We start from the raw sequence: 17,860 nt of genomic DNA on the forward strand, positions 1-17,860 counted from the left end.
TTCCGACAGCTGTAAAAAATTCTGACACTTCAGGCCAGCAACTGCCTGAGCAGATCGGCCAATGCTTCCCGTTGCCGTGACAGCCGCAGGCGGTCGGCGACGATGATGCTTTTGAGCGCGCTCAGGGCCTGATCGAAATCGTCGTTGACGACCAGAAAGTCGTATTCGTCGTAATGAGCGATCTCGGCCTTGGCGTCGCGCATGCGCCGGGCGATGGTTTCCTCGCTGTCCTGGCCGCGCCGGCGCAGGCGTTGTTCCAGCACCTCCCGGGAGGGGGGGAGAATGAAGATCGAGCGGCACTCCGGCAGTTTCTCCCGGATCTGACGCGCCCCCTGCCAGTCGATCTCCAGGATGACGTCGTAGCCCCGCTCCAGCTCGTCCAGCACCGGCTGGCGGGCGGTGCCGTAGTAGTGGTCGAACACCCTGGCGTATTCGAGAAACGCCCCCTCGGCGATCATGCGTTCGAAAACTTGGCGGGATACGAAATGATAGTCGCGCCCGTCGACCTCACCCGGACGGATGGGGCGGGTGGTATGGGAAACCGAGATGACCAGACGGTCCATCTCCTCCCGCAGGCGTTTGAGCAGACTGGTCTTGCCCGCCCCGGAAGGCGCGGAAACGATGAAAAGGGTTCCTTTGCTCATGGTTCACTCGATGTTCTGTACCTGTTCGCGCATCTGTTCGATCAGCACCTTCATCTCCAGGGCGCACTGGGTCAGGGCGGTGGAGGCGGCCTTGGCGGCCAGGGTGTTGGCCTCGCGGTTCATTTCCTGACACAGAAAGTCCAGCCGCCGCCCCACCGGCGCATCTTGGGTCAGGAGGCGCTCGACCTCGTCCAGATGGGTATCGAGCCGGTCCAGTTCCTCGCTGACGTCCAGTTTCTGCGCCAGATACACCAATTCCTGTTCGAGGCGGTCGCGGTCCGGTTCGGCGCAGACTTCCTCGATGCGGGCGGTCAGCTTCTCCCGCAGCGCGGCCAGGGCCTGCGGCAGACGCTGCCGCGCTTCGGCCCCCCAGAGGCGCAGTTCCTGCACCCGCTGGCGCAGGAACTGCGCCAGCCGCTCGCCCTCCCGCTGCCGGACCGCAACCAGCTGCGTCAGGGCCTGGTCGAGCGCCTCCAGAATGGCGCCTCCCAAGGTCTCGCGGTCCACCTCCGGCTCCTTCAGCACCCCGGGCCAGCGCGCCACGTCGGTCGGGGAAGGCGGGGTCGAGGCCGGCAACCGGGCCTCGATGCCCACGAGCGCCCGCACCAGCGCGGTCACCAGCGGCTGGTTGAGCGCGAAGGTCCACTCCACATCCGGCAGGGGATCCAGACGCAGGGCGCACTCCACCTTGCCCCGTTTCAGCCGCCGGGAGACGCGCTGGCGGATCTCCGGCTCCAGGAAGCGGAAATTTTCCGGCAGCCGCGGGATCAGATCCAGATAGCGGGAATTGACCGAGCGGATTTCCCAGCGCACCGCGTAAGGTTCGGCCCGCGCCTGGGCCTCGGCAAACGCCGTCATGCTTTTGATCATGGCCTCTTCCATCTATGCTTAAGGGACATGATGGTAAGCGCAATCCACGACAGATGAAAGCCCGCCGCCCCGAGCCGCCGCCCGAGCGCCCCTTCGACCACCTCCCCAGCGGGCTGGTGGTGGACCGATACGTCATCGAGCGCCCGCTGGCCGACGGCGGTTTCAGCGCGGTCTATCTGGCCCGGCGGCTGGAAGACATGACCCAGGTGGCGATCAAGGAGTACCTCCCCCGCCGTCTCGCCTACCGCGACTGGAACGGCGCCGTGGTCCCCAACGACGAGGACTGCTGCAGCGCCTTCCTGCGGGGACGGAAACTGTTCGTGGCCGAGGCGCAGATGCTGGCGACCCTGAAACATCCCAACATCGTCGAGGTCAACAGTTTTTTCCACGCCAACGCGACCGTCTACATGGTCATGAGCTACGACTACGGCAAACTGCTCTCCTGGCACCTGAAACACCGTCCCCGGCAGCTGAACACCGCCTTCCTGCGACAGCTGGCCCTGGCGCTGCTGTCCGCCCTCGAATGCATCCACGGTCACGGTTTCGTGCATCTGGACCTGAAGCCGGAGAACATCCTCATCCGTCCCGACGGCAGCCCCCTGTTGCTCGACTTCGGCGCCGCCCGCCCGTTTCCCGCCGCAGCCGACTGGCGTCGCCCGGGCAAGGTCCGCACCCCCGGATTCTCACCGCCCGAACAGTATGGCAACCGCTGGCCCCTGGGACCCTGGAGCGACTTCTATGGCCTCGGGGCCACCCTGCGCTACTGCCTGGAACGACGCCCCCTGCCCGAAGCCTCCCGCCGCCTGGAACAGGACCCGCTCGCGCCCCTCGCCGCCACCGCGGCGAGGCAGCGCCCACGCCCTTTCCTCGAAGCGATCGACCGCTGCCTGGCGCTGGAGCCGGGAAAACGCCCCCAGACGGCGGCCGAACTGCGCACTTTGTTGACTTCCGAAGGTTGATGCGATGAAACCAAAGAACGTCTGGCTCCTCCTGGTTCTGGTGCTGCTCGGTTGCCAGCTGGGCGATCTGGACTTTTACGTCCGCTTCGGGCAATCGCCCGGGCTGCAGGCGGAAGACCGGGTGCTGCTGGCGGGACGTCAGGCGGGCAAGGTCGTGGCTGTCAAGCGCGTCGAAGACGGCAGCTGGTGGGTGCAGGTGCAGATCGCATCCGGATTCCGCCGGCAGGTGACGACCGGTTCGCTGTTCCGCGCCCAGCCCGATCCGGGCCGGCCCGGGCGCCGCTGCCTCTACATCGTCCCCGCCCCGGAGGGAAAGCCCCTGCGTGACGGCGCCGTCGTGGAGGGGACGGAGGTGCCCGCCGACTTCCTTTCCCCCCTGTTGCAGAACATGGAGCAGGCGCTGAAGGAACTGCAGCGCCTGCCCGAATCGCCGCAGTTCCGGCAATTGCAGCGCCAGCTGGAAGAACTTTACCGGCAGATGGAGGAGACGGCCCGCGAGCTGGAGAAAAGGCTGTTCCCCCGGCGGCCGTCCCCCCAGCGGCGGCATACGCCCGAGCCGATGGACCTGTGACGCCGTCAGGGCTGCAGGACGATCAGCAGCTCCAGCACCAGCCAACCAGCCAGGATGGTGGCGAAAATCAGATGCATCAATATCCGGATCGGCAGTCCGGGCGGCGCCTCTTCCGTGAAGGGAACGAAATAGTCCGCCACCCCCAGCAGCTTCTCGCAGGCCAGGATCCGGCGGCACTTGAGGTCGTAGAACTTCTGGGTCCGGCTGTCGAGGATCCAGAACAGCACCGTGAGCACGATGCCGAACAGGGCGATGTAGATGTGATAGGGATGCAACTCGGCGATGGCGAAGGTGGCGGCCCCGACCACGGCGTTGATGGCGACGAAGATGGCAAAGCGCAGATAACGCAGCCGGATGTAGGCGCGGGCGTTGATACACGCCTGGCGGTAAAGCTCCAGCAGCACTTCGACGTCGATCTCGTCCAGATGGTGTGGATGCACGGTCATGCTTCCCCCCTTGTCTGTTCCAGAGCGGCCCTTCAGTCGAAGGGATGTTCCAGCACGATGGTCTGCTGACGATCCGGCCCGGTGGAGAGGATGGTCACCGGCACCGCCAGCAGTTCCTCGATACGGCGGATATAAGCCCTGGCGTTGGCCGGCAGATCCTCCAGGCGGGTGAGGCCGAAGGTGCTTTCCCGCCAGCCCGGCAGGGTTTCCAGAACCGGCTCGCAACGGGCGTAATCCTCGGCACTCAGCGGCGTGTGGTCCAGCACCTGGCTGTCGAGACGGTAGGCCACGCACAGGGCGACCTGTTCCAGGCCGTCGAGCACGTCGAGCTTGGTCAGGCAGATGCCCGACAGGCTGTTGAGGCGGACGGATTTGCGCATCGCCACCGTATCGAACCAGCCGCAGCGCCGCGGCCGCCCGGTGGTGGCCCCGAATTCCTGCCCCTTTTCCGCCAGATGCCGTCCCACGGCATCGTGGAGTTCGGTCGGGAACGGCCCGTTGCCGACCCGGGTGGAATAGGCCTTGGTGATGCCAAGGACGTAGTCGAAATCCCGCGGCCCCACCCCGCTACCACAGGCCGCCACGCCGGCGGTGGTGTTGGAGGAGGTGACGAAGGGATAGGTACCGTGGTCGATGTCCAGCAGGGCGCCCTGGGCGCCTTCGAACAGCAGGTCGGCACCCTGGCGCCGCAGGGCGTCGAGCCGGGCGCCCACGTCGATCACCAGGGGCCGCAGCTGCTCCCCCCAGGCCAGCAGTTCGTCAAGGGCGCGGGCGGGATCGACCGCCGGCTGAGCGTAGAAGCGGGTCAGCATGAAATTGTGATAATCCAGCAACTCGTTCAACTTCTCCGCCAGCCGCTCCGGATGAAACCAGTCTTCGGCGCGCAGGCTGCGGCGGGCCACCTTGTCCTCGTAAGCCGGCCCGATACCGCGTCCGGTGGTGCCGATGGCCTTGGCGCCGCGGGCCGCTTCACGGGCGTGATCCAAGGCCACGTGCACCGGCAGCAGCAGGGGGCAGGCGGCGCTGATCCCGAGACGGGGGCGGATTTCCACACCGGCTTTTTCCAGGCTCTCGATCTCCGCCAGCAGATCGGGGGGGGACAGCACCACACCGTTGCCGATGAGGCACTCCACCCCCACGTGCAGAGCGCCGGAGGGGATCAGGTGGAGCACGGTCTTATGGCCGTCGATGACCAGCGTATGGCCGGCATTGTGCCCCCCTTGGGGGCGTACCACCGCATCGACCCGGTCGGTGAGCCAGTCGACGATCTTTCCCTTGCCTTCGTCACCCCACTGGGTGCCGATGATGATGACGTTCTTTCCCATGTGCTCGTACAAGTCAGTCGATTATCGGTTGTGTCCGGTAACGTCCGTCCTGCCGCACCAGACGCCAGTTGCAATCGGCCTCCGCCCCGGCCTGTCCCGGCAGGGCCTGGAGCACCTGCCAACCCTCGGCCCGCAGTTGACGGATCGCCTCCAGCAGCTCGGGGTCGTCGCCCGCCGGCGCCCATACCCGGCGCCGCGGGCCAGCGTCGGGCAGTTCACCCAGGCGCATCAGCTGTTTGAGATCGGCGCTGAAACCCACCGCCGGCCGCGCCCGGCCGAACACGGCGCCGATGGCGTCGTAGCGCCCGCCACGGGCGATCTCCCGTCCCACGTTGGGCACCAGGGCGGCGAACACCAGACCGGTATGGTAGTGATAGCCACGCAATTCGGCCAGATCGAAGTGGATCGGCAGCCCCGGATGCACACGCCGCAGCGATTGCGCCACCCGGGCCAGGGCGTCGATCGCCCCGGCAACCTCATCGCCGCTCAGGCGGGCCCGGGCATCGGAAAGCACCTCATCGCCGCCGTTGAGCTCGATCAGCGCCGCCAGCTGGGCCTGGAGCGGCAGCGGAATGTCGAGTCCGCCCAGGAAGGCATCGAGATCGGGGCGGGACTTGCGCTGCAGGATGGAAAACAGCATCGCCTCGCTATCCGCGTCCAGGCCGGCGGCCTGCGCCAGATAGCGATAGATCCCCACGTGCCCCAGGTCCAGGTGGACGTCGGTGATGCCGCTCTCGGCCAGAAGCGCCAGCATCAGGCGGATAATTTCCAGGTCGGCCTCGAGACCGGCGTGACCGTAGAGTTCGGCGCCGATCTGCACCGGGCTACGCGAGGGCTCGAGGGGATCACCGTAGGCCCGCAGCACCGTGCCCACGTAACAGAGCCGGGTCGGTCCCTCGCGCTTGAGATTGTGGGCGTCGATGCGCGCCACCTGGGGGGTCATGTCGGCGCGCACCCCCAGCAGGCGGCCGCTCAAGGGGTCGGTCAGCTTGAAGGTCTGCAGTTCCAGATCGTGACCGCTGGCGGTCAGCAGGGCGTCGAGGAACTCGATCAGCGGCGGCACCACCTGTTCGTATCCCCAGGCGCCGCAGGTGTCGAGCAGGCGGCGGCGCAAGGTTTCCAGGCGGGCGGCTTCCGCCGGCAGCAGCTCCTCGATGCCGGCCGGCAGCAGCCAGCGGTCGGTGGGAAGTCCTTGAGGCATGAATGGCGACTCCGAATCCACAAACGAAGGCCGGTCCCGATTGACATCGGAACCGGCACCCGGTTCAGCCGGGACGCTCAGTGCGTCGGCTTCTCGTGCTTGAAGTAGCGGAAGAAGTCCGAAGCCGGCTCGAGGACGATCATGTCCCGCTCCTGGTCGAACGACTTCTGATAGGCGTTCAAGCTGCGATAGAAGGCGAAGAACTCCTCGTTCTTGCCGTAGGCCTTGGCGTAGATGTCCGAGGCGACGGCGTCCCCTTCACCGCGGATCTTTTCCGCATCGCGGCGGGCCTCGGCGATGATCACCTCGCGCTGGCGGTCGGCATCGGCCTTGATGCGTTCGGCCGCTTCCATCCCTTGCGAGCGGAATTCCTTGGCCACCCGGGAACGCTCGGAACGCATCCGCTCGTACACCGAGCTGGACACCCGCGGCGGCAGATCGATGCGCTTGATGCGAATGTCGATGATCTCGATCCCCAGCTTTTCGGCGATCGGCTTGGTCGCCTTGAGGAGAATCTGACGGATCACCTCGCGGTCGGTGGACACCAGCTGGCGGATGGTGCGCTTGCCGAACTCGCTGCGCAGCTCGTCCTTGATGATCTGGTCCAGGCGGATGTTGGCCTGACGCGGATCGCCGCCGACAGTGATGTAGAAGGTCTTGACGTTCTTGATCCGCCACTTGACGAAGGAATCGACGATGACGTTCTTCTTCTCCGAGGTCAAAAAGCGCTCCGGCTTCGAATCCAGGGTGAGAATGCGGGCATCGAACTTCTTGACGCTGTTCCACACCGGAACCGGCACCTTGAAGTGCAGGCCCGGCTTGTAGTCGTAGCGGACGATCTCACCGAAGCGGAACTTGATCGCCTTTTCGGTTTCGTGGACGGTGAATGCCGAGTTGTAACCGAGGAACAACAGCAGGACCAGCAGGCCCAATCCCCATTTCGACTGTGCCATCAGCGTCCCCTCCCTTCACGGCTGCGCACCACCCGGCGCAGCGGCTGGCGCTGCAGCATCTGCTGGGCCGCCGCCGGCCCGCTGAGGACCGGCTGCGAATGGGGCAGGTTTGGCGCCGGTGCCGCCTTGAAGCGGTCGAGCGGCAGATAGAGCAGGTTGTTGCCCCCTTTCACGTCCACCATGATCGTCTCCGTCTTGCTGAACACCGCCTCCAGGGCGTCGAGATACAGGCGGGTCCGGGTCACTTCCGGCGCCTGTTCGTACTCGGCCAGGATCTGCTCGAAACGGCTGGCCTCACCCTGGGCCTTGGCGATCATCTTCTGTTTGTACCCCTGGGCTTCCTCGAGGATGCGCGCGGCCTGACCGCGGGCCTTTGGAATCACCTCGTTGGCATAGGCCTGGGCTTCGTTGATGAAGCGCTGTTTGTCCTCCCGGGCCTTGATGGCGTCCTCGAAGGCAGCCTGCACTTCCTCCGGCGGCTGGGCGTCCACCAGGTTGACGGTTTCGACGGCGATGCCGGAACCGTAACTGTTCATGATCTGCTGCACCAGCTTTTTCACGTCGGCGGCGATCTCGCTGCGGCCTTCGGTGAGGACGAAATCCATGGTGTGCTGTCCCACGACCTCACGCAAGGCGCTTTCGGTCACTTCACGCAGGGTCTTTTCCGGGTCATTGATGTTGAAGAGGAAATCCCGGGCGCTGCTGATGGTGTACTGCACCGCCAGGCGCACATCGACGATGTTCTCATCCCCGGTGAGCATCAGGGCTTCCTGGGGCACCGACCCGACCCCGGTGCGGTAACCCACCTCGAGGAAACGCTGGTGTTCCACATCGACGATGTCGACAGCCTCCACCGGATAGGGAATGTGCCAGTGCAGCCCCGGCATCGTGGTCTCGGTGTAGCGCCCGAAACGGGTCACGACCCCACGGTTGCCCTCGTCGACGATGTAGAAACCGGACAGCAGCCACAGGATGAAGACGATGCCGACCAGCGCCCAGACGACGAACGCCGATGCCGCAGCACCACCGCCGCCACCGCCGAACAGGCGGCCGATCTTTTCCTGCAGCGACCGAATGATTTCCTCCAGGTCCGGCGGACTGCCGCCCGGCTCCTGACCGCTCCAGGGGTCTTTCTTGCCTCCACCCGGTTCATTCCAGGACATGGATTTGTGCTCCTGATTGTGATTCTTGGAAAATCGACCGCCCAGCGGTCGCAAATGGCGCTAGTTTAGCATTCATTCGCATTTGAGGCCCCATTATACCCGGCCAGGTGACTGAGCACGCCCCTGTGACGCTCGGGCAACTCCACTTCCATGTTCCAGCCGCCGTCGGGATCGACCTCGTCGCGCAGGACTTTGCCCAGGCGGAACAGCCGGGCGCGCACGCATCCTTCCGCAGGAAGCAGATGCACGCGGGCGCGGAAAACGTGCTCGCCCAGACGTTCGGCCAAGGCCTCCTTCAGCAGCTCCAGGCCGGCGCCGGTGGCCGCCGACAGCCACACCCGCCGCGGCCGGCCCTGCGCGTCCCGCTCCAGCCGCGGCTGCCGGTCGAGGCGGTCGATCTGGTTGTAGACTTCCAGCACCCGGTCCCGCGCCACGCCGAGTTCGTCGAGGACGTCGTACACCGCCTCGATGTTCTCCCGCCGGCGCGGGTGGCTGGCGTCGATGACGTGCAGCACCACCTCGGCCTCGCAGGTCTCCTGCAGGGTGGAACGGAAGGCGGCCACCAGCTCGTGGGGCAGGTGGCGGATGAAGCCGACGGTGTCGGCCAGCACCGCCGCGCCGCTGTCGAGTTCGATGCGGCGCAGGGTGGAATCGAGGGTGGCGAACAGCTGGTCGGCGGCATAGACCCCCGAGCCGGTCAGCGCATTGAACAGGGTGGACTTGCCGGCGTTGGTATAGCCCACCAGGGCGATGGTGGGCAGGTCCGCCTTCCTGCGGGCGCTGCGCCCCTGGGCGCGGTGCTTGTCCACCCGTTCGAGACGCTGGCGGATCTGGCGGATGCGCTGGCCGATCAGGCGGCGGTCGGTTTCAAGCTGGGTTTCCCCCGGGCCGCGCAGGCCGATCCCGCCTTTCTGGCGCTCCAGGTGGGTCCAGCCCCGCACCAGGCGGGTCGAAAGGTGGCGCAGCTGGGCCAGCTCCACCTGCAGCTTGCCCTCGTAGGAACGGGCCCGCTGGGCGAAGATGTCCAGGATCAGGCCGGTACGGTCCACCACCCGGACCTTGAGCTCGCGTTCCAGGTTGCGTTCCTGGCTGGGGGACAGGGCGTGGTTGAACAGAACCAGTTCGGCCTCGTGGGCGGCGACGGTCTGGCGCAACTGCTCCAGTTTGCCGCGGCCGATGAAGAAGCGGGGGTCGGGACGCTGCCGGCTGCCCGACACGGTCGCCACCGGCTCGGCCCCGGCGGCCCGGGCCAGGGCGTCCAGTTCGGCGAGATCCTCTTCGTCGAAGGTGGTGGCGATGTGAACCAGAACGGCGCGCTCACCGGCGCCGGGACGCTCGAAAAGCTGCATCAACCGGTCGGACTATCGGGGCGCATTCATTCTCTGGGACCGCCTTCGTCCGGATTGCCGTGGGGGATGCGCACCGGCCGGGCCGGCACGATGGTGGAAATGGCGTGCTTGTACACCATCTGGCTGACGGAATTCTTCAGCATGATGACGTACTGATCGAACGAGTCGATCTTGCCCTGCAACTTGATCCCGTTGACCAGATAGACTGAGACGGGAATGTGCTCTTTCCGCAACGTGTTCAGGAACGGATCCTGTAGATTCTGGCCTTTGGACATCCGCAATTCTCCTTATTGTTTTGCCCGGGAAGGATGGCTTGTATTAAAACAGATTCTATTCAAATTGGCCATGCGCCATTATCATAGACGCGATCCAGGTTGAAAAGTTTTCCCTCAACCCATCCATCAGCCATTCTCAAGGTTCAAGTCCATGCAAATTCTGCTCGCCAATCCCAGAGGTTTCTGCGCCGGTGTCGACCGGGCCATCGAAATCGTCGAACGCGCCATCGACGCCTTCGGCGCACCGGTCTACGTGCGCCACGAGGTGGTCCACAACCGTTATGTGGTCGACAACCTGCGCCGCCGCGGGGCCATCTTCATCGAGGAGCTGTACGAGGTCCCGGAGGGCGCCACCCTGATCTTCAGCGCCCACGGCGTTTCCAAACAGGTGCAGGAAGAGGCCGAAAGGCGCAATCTCAAGGTTTTCGACGCCACCTGCCCGCTGGTGACCAAGGTTCACATCGAGGTCCACCGCCTCGCCAGGGAAGGGCGGGAAATCATCTTCATCGGCCACGCCGGCCACCCGGAGGTGGAAGGCACCATGGGGCAGTACCAGACCGACAATCCCAAAGGCGGCATCTACCTGGTGGAAACCCCACAGGACGTGGACAGGCTCCAGGTCAACGACCCGGACAATCTCGCCTATGTGACCCAGACCACGCTGTCGATGGACGATACCAAGGCCGTCGTCGACGCGCTCAAGCGCCGTTTCCCCAACATCGTCGGCCCCAAGAAGGATGACATCTGCTACGCCACCCAGAACCGCCAGGACGCGGTGAAGAAACTGGGCGGACAGTGCGACGTGGTCCTGGTGGTCGGCTCTCCCAACAGCTCCAACTCAAACCGCCTGCGGGAAATCGCCGAAAAGCTGGGCCCGCCGGCCTATCTGCTGGACGACGCCGCCCAGCTGCGGCGCGAGTGGGTCGAAGGCGCCCGCACCGTCGGGGTCACCGCCGGCGCCTCGGCGCCGGAAGTGCTGGTCCAGCAGGTCATCGCCCGGCTCAGGGAATGGGGCGGCGAGACGGTGGAGGAAACCCCCGGCGTGGAGGAAAAAGTGGTGTTCTCCATCCCCAAGGGGCTGCGCCAGTCCGCCTAAGCGCCCGTTTCGGCCGCCGGTGACCAGCACAGGGCGGCGGCACCGTAACGCTGGCGGTACAACCAGCGCAACAACCAGCCGTGGGGAAGGTCGCGACCGGTCACCACATAGAACAACAGGTGCTCGTTGTTGAGGGTCGCCTCCAGCCAGGTGAGGGCCGCCTCGGTGCCGCACAGCAGCAGCTCGTCGCCCACTCGCACCTCCACGTCGTCCTCCGGGAGGAACGCCAGTCTTTCATCAGGGCCACGGAGGACGAAGGGAACGATCGCCAGACGCGCCTCCCGCCCCCGCGGATCGCGCAGCAGATCCACCAGGCGGATCCGGGCGCCCTCCTCCCAGGCCCGGTACAGGGCGGGCGCCTGTTTTTCGGACAGCACCACCGACCCGAGCTGCGGCCACTCGTCGCCGATGGTCTCCTTGAGGCGGGTCAGTAACCGCTCCATGAACCGGACATCGAGGCGGTGGCGGCGCAGCAGAAAGCTGAAGAACGGCCGCAGCAACGGCGCCGTGATCATGAACAGGATCTTGCGCGCCGTCACCAGCGACGGCTGCATGATGATGTCGGCATTGGCGGCGTTGAACGCCACCTCGTTCTCATGGCGGTTCTGGCGCACGATCATGAACACCCCGGGGTTGAGCCCCCGGGCGTTGATGATGATGCTGAGGTTGTGGCCGTCGTCGTCGTTGGCGGCCACCACCCCGACCGCCTTGCGGATACCCGCCGCCTTGAGGGTCTTGGCGGTGGCCCGGCCGCGGATGTAGATGTCGATGTCCTCTTCGGGGGGATGCGGGTCGATCACCGCCGTTTCCACCCCGAAACTGTGCAACACCTGGTGAACCTCCCGCCCCATGCGGCCGTAACCGCAGATGATCCAGCGCCCCGGCGGCGGCAGCCGCAAACGCATGTCCAGGGTCACGCCCCGGGCGTGGGACAGCCACTCGTTGAGTACGTAAAGCGGCGGGTTGACGATCGCCGCCCCCAGCCCCCGGGCGAATACCTTGAACGGATCCACGAAATGGGTGTCATGTCCCAGGGTGGCCAGGGTCTCTTCGTGGAACTGGGAGGCCGACACGGCGATGATACGGATGTTGGGGTTGAGCAGGCGGGAGACAGCGGCGATCTTGAGATTGACCTCCTCGTCGTGGGTCAGGGCGATCACCCCCTTGCAGTTGGGCGCCTGCACCCCGGCGTCGATGAGAAAGCGGGGCACGCTGGCATCGCAGCACAACCCCGGCATCGGCACGTTGTAGTCGCGCAGCCTCAGCGCCCGGATGCGGTTTTCGTCCTTGTCCAGCACCACCGCCGGAATGCCGGCGTCGCTCAAGCCCCGGGCCAACAGGCTGCCGGTGTCGCCGAAGCCGCAGAGGATGTAGTAATCCTCACTGATACGCCGCACCGCGGCGATGAAACGCCATTCCTCCCGCGCCAGCTGGAAGAAGCGGTTCTGCAACAGACGGATGATGGCGCCGATGGAATACAGCCAGGTGATGACGGTGACGAACAGGCAGACGATGGCCCACAGGCGCTGGGCGTCGCTGAACTGCTCGGGAATCTCGCCGAAACCGGTGGTGGTGGCGGTGTACATGACGAAGTAGAAGGCATGGAAGATGCTCATCGGCTCGCCGTCGCGGCCGGGGATGAGCGCCATGCCGAGGATCGCCACCGCATAGACGCAGATGAGCACCAGGATGGGGGTGCGCATCTCGCGCAGGATGATGAAGATGACCGGGTTGTTCACCGGTCGCGGACGGATCGCCATGGCCGGTCAGCGCCGCAGCATCAGGGTCTCGGCCACCACCATCACCACCGACACGATGTTGGCCACCAGCGCCCCGCCGCTCAGGGAAACAATGCTGGCGGTCACGTCCGGGGTCATCCCCGTTTCGGTCACGTGGACCACCACGGTCCAGTAGATGGCCGCCGCGATCAATTCCAGATCCGCCACCAGGCTGGTGGAGAGGAGAATGGCGCCGATCTGGGTCCGGTCCCCCAGCTTCAGGCCGGTGGCGATGAGGTTGACCACCACCAGCACGAACAATTCGTAGGCGTTGTGATACTGCGGATTGTCCATCTCACCGAGGAAAAAGCCGAAGTTGAGGGTCAACGCCAGGACGATGAAGAAACCGAAGATGACTTTTTCCAGATTCATGCGCTACCTCGCGGCCGATTTGGGAAAGGCGCATTATCGCGCGTTTGCCGCCACAGCGGAATCCGTCGACTATCCTTAATCCTACGACAGTGCAAAACTCCGGAGTGAATTTCGATGTCACGCCCCCTGCTGATCGGCCGCCAGCCCATTTTCGATCGCCAGCAGCGCCTATTCGGTTACGAGCTGCTGTTCCGCGACCCCGATCCGGGGCTGTCTCCGGAGACGGACGGCGACCGCGCCAGCGAACGCCTGCTGGTCGATGCCGTGCTGGAATACGGCCTCGATGCCCTGTGTGGCGACGGTTACGCCTTCGTCAATGTCACCCGTGATAACGTGCTGTCCAATGCGGTCCGGGCCCTCCCCAAGGAGCGGGTGGTGCTGGAGATCCTGGAGGACGTGACCGTGGATGCCGAGCTGGTCGCCGCGGTCCGGGATCTGGCGGCAGCCGGCTACACCATCGCCCTGGACGACTTCGTCTTCGAGCCGGCCTGGGAACCCCTGGTCCGACTCGCCCGTATCGTCAAAGTCGATCTCCTGGCCCATACTGCCGGCGAACTGGAAACCCTGGTCCGCAGACTCCGGCCCTACGGGGTCCGTCTGCTGGCGGAGAAGGTGGAAACCGAAGCTGTCCTGCAACGCTGTCACCAACTCGGCTTTCACTACTTCCAGGGCTATCATCTGCAGAAACCGCAACTGGTCCGCGGCAAACGCATCGACGCCGGCCGTCTGGCCCAGCTGCGCCTGCTGGCAGCCATCAACGACCCCAAGGTGACGGTCGAAAACCTCGCCGCCATCGTCCGCACCGATCCAGGGCTCAGCTTCAAGCTGCTCAAATTCATCAATTCCGCCCGCTTCGCCCTGCCGGGACGGGTCGATTCCATCGAGCGCGCCATCGTTCTCCTCGGTCTGGCGGAACTGAAACGCTGGGCCACCCTGCTGATGCTCAGCGAAGCGATCACGGAATCTCCCGGCCACACGCTCCGCCTCTCTCTCTGCCGTGCCAGAATGTGTGAACGCCTGGCTGAAACCGCCAATATGGCGGACACCGCCAGCTTCTTTCTGGTAGGCTTGCTGTCGATATTGGAAAGCGTGCTCCAGAAACCCATGGCGGACATTCTGCCCCATCTACCCCTGGCAAAGCCGGTCGCCGAAGGTTTGCTGGGTCGGGGACCCGGCGGCGAGGCGCTGGGTTGCGTCCTGGCCTACGAAAATTGGAAAATGGACGCCGTCCGATTTCGCGATCTCCCCCTGCCGGTATTGGGGGAGCTGTATCTGGAAAGCCTGCGCTGGGCGGCGGCGGCCGTGGCGGAAATGCACTGACCCCGGAACCTGAAGCCGCCCTCGGAGGCCAAAACCTGGAATCTGCCGACAACCCCGGGGCGTTCCTCATGTCCGAATCCTCTCAACGCATGCGCCTGGACAAGTGGCTCTGGGCCGCCCGTTTCTTCAAGACCCGCAGCCTGGCCGCCGAAGCCATCAAGGGCGGAAAGGTCCATGTGGACGGTCACCGGGTCAAGCCCAGCAAGGAAATCGGCGTTGGCAGCCGGATCGAGATCACCAAGGAACCCTACACCTGGGAGATCACCGTGGTCGCCCTCGAAACCCGGCGGCGCCCGGCCAAGGAGGCAGCCCTGCTCTACGAGGAAACCCCGGAAAGCCACGCCCGCCGCCAGGAAGAGGTGGCCCGCCGGCGTGCCGAACGGGAGGCTGCAGGCCAACCCCAGCGCCGCCCGGACAAGAAACAGCGCCGCCTGATCCACCGCTTCAAGCGGGGGGCGGACTGATGGCGGCGGTCGTCGATCCGTCCCATCAGGCGCGGGACGTTTACAGCGTCTCGCGTCTCAACCGCGAAGTCAAATGGCTGCTGGCAGACAGCTTTCCCAAACTCTGGGTCGAGGGGGAAATCTCCAACCTGGCCCGTCCAGCTTCCGGCCACTGGTACTTCAGCCTCAAGGACGCCAAGGCCCAGGTGCGCTGCGCTATGTTCCGGCGCCACAATCAGGACCTCGGTTTCGTGCCGGAAGACGGCCTCCAGGTCCTGGTAAAAGCCCAGGTGAGCCTGTACGAACCGCGGGGAGATTACCAACTCCTGGTGGAGACCATGGAACCTGCCGGCGACGGCGCCCTGCGGCGGGCCTTCGAGGCCCTCAAGCAGCGCCTGGCGGCCGAGGGACTGTTCGCCGCCGAACACAAGCGGACCCTCCCCGCCTGGCCGGAACGCATCGGCGTCATCACCTCACCGACGGGCGCCGCGATCAGGGACGTGCTCACGGTGCTGCAACGGCGCTTCGCCGCCCTGGAAGTGATCCTCTACCCGTGTCAGGTCCAGGGGGAGCAGGCCGGGAAAGCAATCGTCGCCGCCCTGGATCGCGCCAACCGCCACGGCGTCTGCGACGTGCTGCTGCTGGTGCGCGGCGGCGGTTCCCTGGAGGATCTCTGGCCCTTCAACGAGGAGCAGGTTGCCCGTGAGATCCGCGCCAGCCGGATTCCGGTCGTCACCGGCATCGGCCATGAGATCGACTTCACCATCGCCGACTTCGCCGCCGACCACCGCGCCCCGACACCCTCGGCCGCGGCCGAAACCGTCAGCCCGGACGGCGAAGTGGTCACGATCCAGATCCGCCGCCTGCGGGAACGCCTGCAGCGGGCCATGCGGCAGCAGCTGGGCCGGCTCGAGCGCAATACGGCGTGGCTGGCGCGCCGGTTGCACGCCCTCCATCCCCGGCGGCGGCTGAGCGATCACGCCCAGCGCCTCGACGAACTGGAGGCCCGGCTGCTGCGGGCACAGAGCCGTTACTTCCGGGAACGGCGGCAACGGTGGCAGGTTCTCCGCCATCGGCTGCTGCGCCACCCCCCGCAGCAACGACTGCAGCGGCACCGACAATCCCTGCTCACCCTGCGGCAGCGCCTGTATCAGAGTCAGGCGCAACGGCTCTCCCTGGCCCGCACCCGCCTGAGCACACTCAGCCGGGCCCTGGCGGCGGTCAGTCCGCTGGCGACACTGGAACGAGGCTACGCCCTGGTCACCGACGAACAGGGACACGTCCTGACCGCGGCGGACCAGGTCCGCCCCGGGGATGCCGTCGAGGTAGAGCTGGCACGGGGACGGCTGCGCTGCCGGGTGGAGAAAACCGGGCACTAAAAAAGGCGCCCCTCGAGGGGGCGCCTTTGTCTGGACTGGCGGCTGATGTCGGATCAGTCCTTCACCACGCTCAGCCCCACCTTGCTGGCGTAATAGGCAGAAACGTTCTTGACGTCCTCTTCCGACAAGCCCTGTACCATGGATTGCATGACCGGGTTGGCGCGCTTGCCGGTTTGATAATCCTGGATGGCCTTGACCAGATAGCTTTCGTACTGACCGGCCAGACGCGGGAAGTTGGGCGCCGGCGGGTTGCCGTCCTCGCCGTGACAGCTGGCACACTTGGCGGCCACCTGCTTGCCTTGGTCCACGTCGCCGGTGACCGGCCCCTCCTGTTCCCTGCCCTCCAGCTGGGTCAGATAGGCGGCGATGTCGGCGATATCCTGTTCGCTCAGGCTGCCGGCGTTGCCGTTCATGCTGGCATGCTTGCGGGCTCCCGTCTTGTAGGCCTGCAGGGCGCTGACGAGATAGGGTTCGGTCTGGCCGCCGATCTTGGGCACATGGTAGCTGGGATAAGCGTTGGAATAGCTGGGAATGCTGTGACACCCCTCGCAGGTATAGAACTTTTCCTTGCCGGCAGCCGGATCGCCTGCCGCCTGTACCGCACCCGCCACCAGCAGCCAAGCGCCGACCGCTCCCAAAAAGGTTTTCTTGTTCATAGACTTGTCACTCCCCCAAACGGACAAAAAACAACCTATCAATTATAACAATTCCCGCACCGCGTCTCGCTCTTCCAGCAACTCTTTCTCGGTCGCGGCCAGATGCTCTCGGCAGAAGTCGTCCAGCTCCAGACCGGAAACCACCTGCCAATCCTGCTGCCGCGTGGTCACCGGGAAGGAAAACACGATGTCCCTGGCGATGCCGTAACTGCCGTCGCTCCAAACCGCCATGCTGACCCAGTCGTCTTGCGGGGTAGCAAACACCCAGTCGCGCATGTGTTCGATGGCGGCGTGGGCCGCAGACCCCGCACTGGAACGCCCTTCCAGATCGATGATGTTCTCGCCTCGGTGCTGGACCTGGGGAATGAAGGTGTTCACGTACCAGTCCCAGGGTACCCGCTCCAACGCCGGCCGCCCTTCCACCTCGGCATGAAGCAGATCGGGAAACATGGTGGCGGAATGGTTGCCCCAGATGGAGATGCGCCGCACCGCGGTGACCGGCACCTGGCAGCGGGCCGCCAGCATGCTGCGGGCGCGGTTGTGATCGAGGCGGGTCATGGCGGAAAATTGGCGGGGGTCCAGATCGGGGGCGTTGTGAATGGCGATCAGGGCGTTGGTGTTGACCGGATTGCCGACGACCAGAATGCGGGACTCCCTGGCCGCGACCCGGTTGAGCGCCCGCCCCTGTTCGGCGAAGATGCGGGCGTTGGCCTGGAGCAGATCCTTGCGCGCCATCCCCGGCCCCCGGGGACGGGCGCCGACCAGAAACACCAGGTCGGCGTCGGCGAAGGCCTCGTCAGGAACGTGGGTGGTCGTCACTCCCGCCAGCAGCGGGAAGGCGCAATCGAGCAATTCCAGGGCGACGCCCTGCATCACCCGGTCCATCGCCTCGACATCGAGCAGCTGCAGAATCACCGGCTGCTGCGGTCCCAGCAATTCCCCTGTAGCGATGCGGAACAGCAGGGAATAACTGATCCGTCCGGCGGCCCCGGTCACTGCAATGCGTATCGGCGTCATCTCGCCCTCTTCAGTATCTGCCAATCCCCATTACTTTACCCTC

The 17,860-nt window shown here is 65.4% G+C and carries 19 protein-coding genes; 6 read left to right on the forward strand and 13 right to left on the reverse strand.

Translation table 11 applies throughout. The features are described 5' to 3' along the window. Window positions 1-29 precede the first annotated feature (29 nt). Together gmk and MCIT9_RS01825 are read right to left on the reverse strand one after the other, a co-directional pair. On the reverse strand, window positions 30-644 hold the full coding sequence (gene gmk, locus MCIT9_RS01820; protein WP_317705728.1) for a guanylate kinase: 615 nt from the start codon (window positions 642-644) through the stop codon (window positions 30-32). Between the two features lie 3 nt (window positions 645-647). Beyond that, the gene (locus tag MCIT9_RS01825; protein ID WP_317705729.1) at window positions 648-1,514 is read right to left on the reverse strand and encodes a YicC/YloC family endoribonuclease; all 867 of its coding nucleotides are present in this window, start codon (window positions 1,512-1,514) and stop codon (window positions 648-650) included. A 53-nt stretch (window positions 1,515-1,567) separates the two neighbouring features. Between MCIT9_RS01825 and MCIT9_RS01830 the strand changes: the two genes are divergently transcribed. Further along, window positions 1,568-2,473: a serine/threonine protein kinase gene (locus tag MCIT9_RS01830; protein WP_317705730.1), complete on the forward strand. Its 906-nt coding sequence runs from the start codon at window positions 1,568-1,570 to the stop codon at window positions 2,471-2,473. 4 nt (window positions 2,474-2,477) lie between these two features. Beyond that, window positions 2,478-3,044, forward strand: a complete 567-nt coding sequence (locus tag MCIT9_RS01835; protein WP_317705731.1) for an MlaD family protein — start codon at window positions 2,478-2,480, stop codon at window positions 3,042-3,044. A 5-nt stretch (window positions 3,045-3,049) separates the two neighbouring features. Here MCIT9_RS01835 and MCIT9_RS01840 read toward each other — a convergent pair whose 3' ends face one another. From MCIT9_RS01840 to hfq, 7 genes are all read right to left on the reverse strand, one after another. After that, window positions 3,050-3,490 carry a RipA family octameric membrane protein gene (locus tag MCIT9_RS01840; protein ID WP_317705732.1) on the reverse strand — a complete coding sequence of 147 codons (441 nt, stop codon included), beginning with the start codon at window positions 3,488-3,490 and terminating at the stop codon, window positions 3,050-3,052. Between the two features lie 32 nt (window positions 3,491-3,522). Next, window positions 3,523-4,815 (reverse strand): adenylosuccinate synthase, encoded by a 1,293-nt coding sequence (locus MCIT9_RS01845; RefSeq protein WP_317705733.1) that lies wholly within the window; start codon window positions 4,813-4,815, stop codon window positions 3,523-3,525. Window positions 4,816-4,828: 13 nt separating this feature from the next. Next, a complete protein-coding gene (locus tag MCIT9_RS01850) occupies window positions 4,829-6,016 on the reverse strand; it encodes an ATP phosphoribosyltransferase regulatory subunit (protein WP_317705734.1) in 1,188 nt (395 codons plus the stop codon). Between the two features lie 77 nt (window positions 6,017-6,093). Then, complete coding sequence (gene hflC / locus MCIT9_RS01855; protein WP_317705735.1) at window positions 6,094-6,969, reverse strand: protease modulator HflC; 876 nt, start codon at window positions 6,967-6,969, stop codon at window positions 6,094-6,096. Next, complete coding sequence (hflK, locus tag MCIT9_RS01860) at window positions 6,969-8,132, reverse strand: FtsH protease activity modulator HflK (RefSeq protein WP_317705736.1); 1,164 nt, start codon at window positions 8,130-8,132, stop codon at window positions 6,969-6,971. Before hflK ends, hflC begins: the two co-directional genes overlap by 1 nt. A gap of 65 nt (window positions 8,133-8,197) precedes the next feature. After that, window positions 8,198-9,481, reverse strand: a complete 1,284-nt coding sequence (hflX, locus tag MCIT9_RS01865) for a ribosome rescue GTPase HflX (RefSeq protein WP_317705737.1) — start codon at window positions 9,479-9,481, stop codon at window positions 8,198-8,200. A 26-nt stretch (window positions 9,482-9,507) separates the two neighbouring features. Further along, window positions 9,508-9,756, reverse strand: a complete 249-nt coding sequence (gene hfq, locus MCIT9_RS01870; protein WP_317705738.1) for an RNA chaperone Hfq — start codon at window positions 9,754-9,756, stop codon at window positions 9,508-9,510. 151 nt (window positions 9,757-9,907) lie between these two features. Here hfq and ispH point away from each other — a divergent pair, with 151 nt between their 5' ends. Then, entirely contained in the window at window positions 9,908-10,852 is a 945-nt protein-coding gene (ispH, locus tag MCIT9_RS01875; protein WP_317705739.1) for a 4-hydroxy-3-methylbut-2-enyl diphosphate reductase, read from the forward strand. Here the strand turns inward: ispH and MCIT9_RS01880 are convergent. Further along, window positions 10,849-12,612: a potassium channel family protein gene (locus MCIT9_RS01880; RefSeq protein WP_317705740.1), complete on the reverse strand. Its 1,764-nt coding sequence runs from the start codon at window positions 12,610-12,612 to the stop codon at window positions 10,849-10,851. The genes ispH and MCIT9_RS01880 overlap by 4 nt on opposite strands. 6 nt (window positions 12,613-12,618) lie before the next feature. Next, window positions 12,619-13,002 (reverse strand): DUF6394 family protein, encoded by a 384-nt coding sequence (locus MCIT9_RS01885; protein ID WP_286293155.1) that lies wholly within the window; start codon window positions 13,000-13,002, stop codon window positions 12,619-12,621. Between the two features lie 114 nt (window positions 13,003-13,116). On the opposite strand from MCIT9_RS01885, the gene MCIT9_RS01890 reads away from it, so the two are divergent. The 3 genes from MCIT9_RS01890 (at window position 13,117) to xseA (ending at window position 16,144) form a co-directional block, all read left to right on the forward strand. Next, window positions 13,117-14,322, forward strand: a complete 1,206-nt coding sequence (locus MCIT9_RS01890; protein WP_317705741.1) for an EAL and HDOD domain-containing protein — start codon at window positions 13,117-13,119, stop codon at window positions 14,320-14,322. Window positions 14,323-14,390: 68 nt separating this feature from the next. Further along, on the forward strand, window positions 14,391-14,786 hold the full coding sequence (locus tag MCIT9_RS01895; protein ID WP_317705742.1) for an RNA-binding S4 domain-containing protein: 396 nt from the start codon (window positions 14,391-14,393) through the stop codon (window positions 14,784-14,786). Further along, window positions 14,786-16,144, forward strand: a complete 1,359-nt coding sequence (gene xseA / locus MCIT9_RS01900; protein WP_317705743.1) for an exodeoxyribonuclease VII large subunit — start codon at window positions 14,786-14,788, stop codon at window positions 16,142-16,144. The genes MCIT9_RS01895 and xseA overlap by 1 nt, the downstream gene beginning before the upstream one ends. Before the next feature lie 53 nt (window positions 16,145-16,197). Here the strand turns inward: xseA and MCIT9_RS01905 are convergent, their stop codons facing one another. Continuing rightward, on the reverse strand, window positions 16,198-16,800 hold the full coding sequence (locus MCIT9_RS01905) for a c-type cytochrome (RefSeq protein ID WP_317705744.1): 603 nt from the start codon (window positions 16,798-16,800) through the stop codon (window positions 16,198-16,200). 42 nt (window positions 16,801-16,842) lie between these two features. Continuing rightward, window positions 16,843-17,817 carry a malate dehydrogenase gene (locus MCIT9_RS01910; protein WP_317705745.1) on the reverse strand — a complete coding sequence of 325 codons (975 nt, stop codon included), beginning with the start codon at window positions 17,815-17,817 and terminating at the stop codon, window positions 16,843-16,845. Window positions 17,818-17,860 lie beyond the last annotated feature (43 nt).

It is taken from the genome of Methylomarinovum caldicuralii (assembly GCF_033126985.1).
In the GTDB taxonomy this organism is placed as follows: domain Bacteria; phylum Pseudomonadota; class Gammaproteobacteria; order Methylococcales; family Methylothermaceae; genus Methylohalobius; species Methylohalobius caldicuralii.

What these genes read in the sequence shown, in the direction of transcription:
- gmk (WP_317705728.1), bottom strand. Translation starts at nt 644, where the DNA reads ATGAGCAAAGGAACCCTTTTCATCGTTTCCGCGCCTTCCGGGGCGGGC.
- MCIT9_RS01825 (WP_317705729.1), bottom strand. Translation starts at nt 1,514, where the DNA reads ATGATCAAAAGCATGACGGCGTTTGCCGAGGCCCAGGCGCGGGCCGAA.
- MCIT9_RS01830 (WP_317705730.1), top strand. Translation starts at nt 1,568, where the DNA reads ATGAAAGCCCGCCGCCCCGAGCCGCCGCCCGAGCGCCCCTTCGACCAC.
- MCIT9_RS01835 (WP_317705731.1), top strand. Translation starts at nt 2,478, where the DNA reads ATGAAACCAAAGAACGTCTGGCTCCTCCTGGTTCTGGTGCTGCTCGGT.
- MCIT9_RS01840 (WP_317705732.1), bottom strand. Translation starts at nt 3,490, where the DNA reads ATGACCGTGCATCCACACCATCTGGACGAGATCGACGTCGAAGTGCTG.
- MCIT9_RS01845 (WP_317705733.1), bottom strand. Translation starts at nt 4,815, where the DNA reads ATGGGAAAGAACGTCATCATCATCGGCACCCAGTGGGGTGACGAAGGC.
- MCIT9_RS01850 (WP_317705734.1), bottom strand. Translation starts at nt 6,016, where the DNA reads ATGCCTCAAGGACTTCCCACCGACCGCTGGCTGCTGCCGGCCGGCATC.
- hflC (WP_317705735.1), bottom strand. Translation starts at nt 6,969, where the DNA reads ATGGCACAGTCGAAATGGGGATTGGGCCTGCTGGTCCTGCTGTTGTTC.
- hflK (WP_317705736.1), bottom strand. Translation starts at nt 8,132, where the DNA reads ATGTCCTGGAATGAACCGGGTGGAGGCAAGAAAGACCCCTGGAGCGGT.
- hflX (WP_317705737.1), bottom strand. Translation starts at nt 9,481, where the DNA reads ATGCAGCTTTTCGAGCGTCCCGGCGCCGGTGAGCGCGCCGTTCTGGTT.
- hfq (WP_317705738.1), bottom strand. Translation starts at nt 9,756, where the DNA reads ATGTCCAAAGGCCAGAATCTACAGGATCCGTTCCTGAACACGTTGCGG.
- ispH (WP_317705739.1), top strand. Translation starts at nt 9,908, where the DNA reads ATGCAAATTCTGCTCGCCAATCCCAGAGGTTTCTGCGCCGGTGTCGAC.
- MCIT9_RS01880 (WP_317705740.1), bottom strand. Translation starts at nt 12,612, where the DNA reads ATGGCGATCCGTCCGCGACCGGTGAACAACCCGGTCATCTTCATCATC.
- MCIT9_RS01885 (WP_286293155.1), bottom strand. Translation starts at nt 13,002, where the DNA reads ATGAATCTGGAAAAAGTCATCTTCGGTTTCTTCATCGTCCTGGCGTTG.
- MCIT9_RS01890 (WP_317705741.1), top strand. Translation starts at nt 13,117, where the DNA reads ATGTCACGCCCCCTGCTGATCGGCCGCCAGCCCATTTTCGATCGCCAG.
- MCIT9_RS01895 (WP_317705742.1), top strand. Translation starts at nt 14,391, where the DNA reads ATGTCCGAATCCTCTCAACGCATGCGCCTGGACAAGTGGCTCTGGGCC.
- xseA (WP_317705743.1), top strand. Translation starts at nt 14,786, where the DNA reads ATGGCGGCGGTCGTCGATCCGTCCCATCAGGCGCGGGACGTTTACAGC.
- MCIT9_RS01905 (WP_317705744.1), bottom strand. Translation starts at nt 16,800, where the DNA reads ATGAACAAGAAAACCTTTTTGGGAGCGGTCGGCGCTTGGCTGCTGGTG.
- MCIT9_RS01910 (WP_317705745.1), bottom strand. Translation starts at nt 17,817, where the DNA reads ATGACGCCGATACGCATTGCAGTGACCGGGGCCGCCGGACGGATCAGT.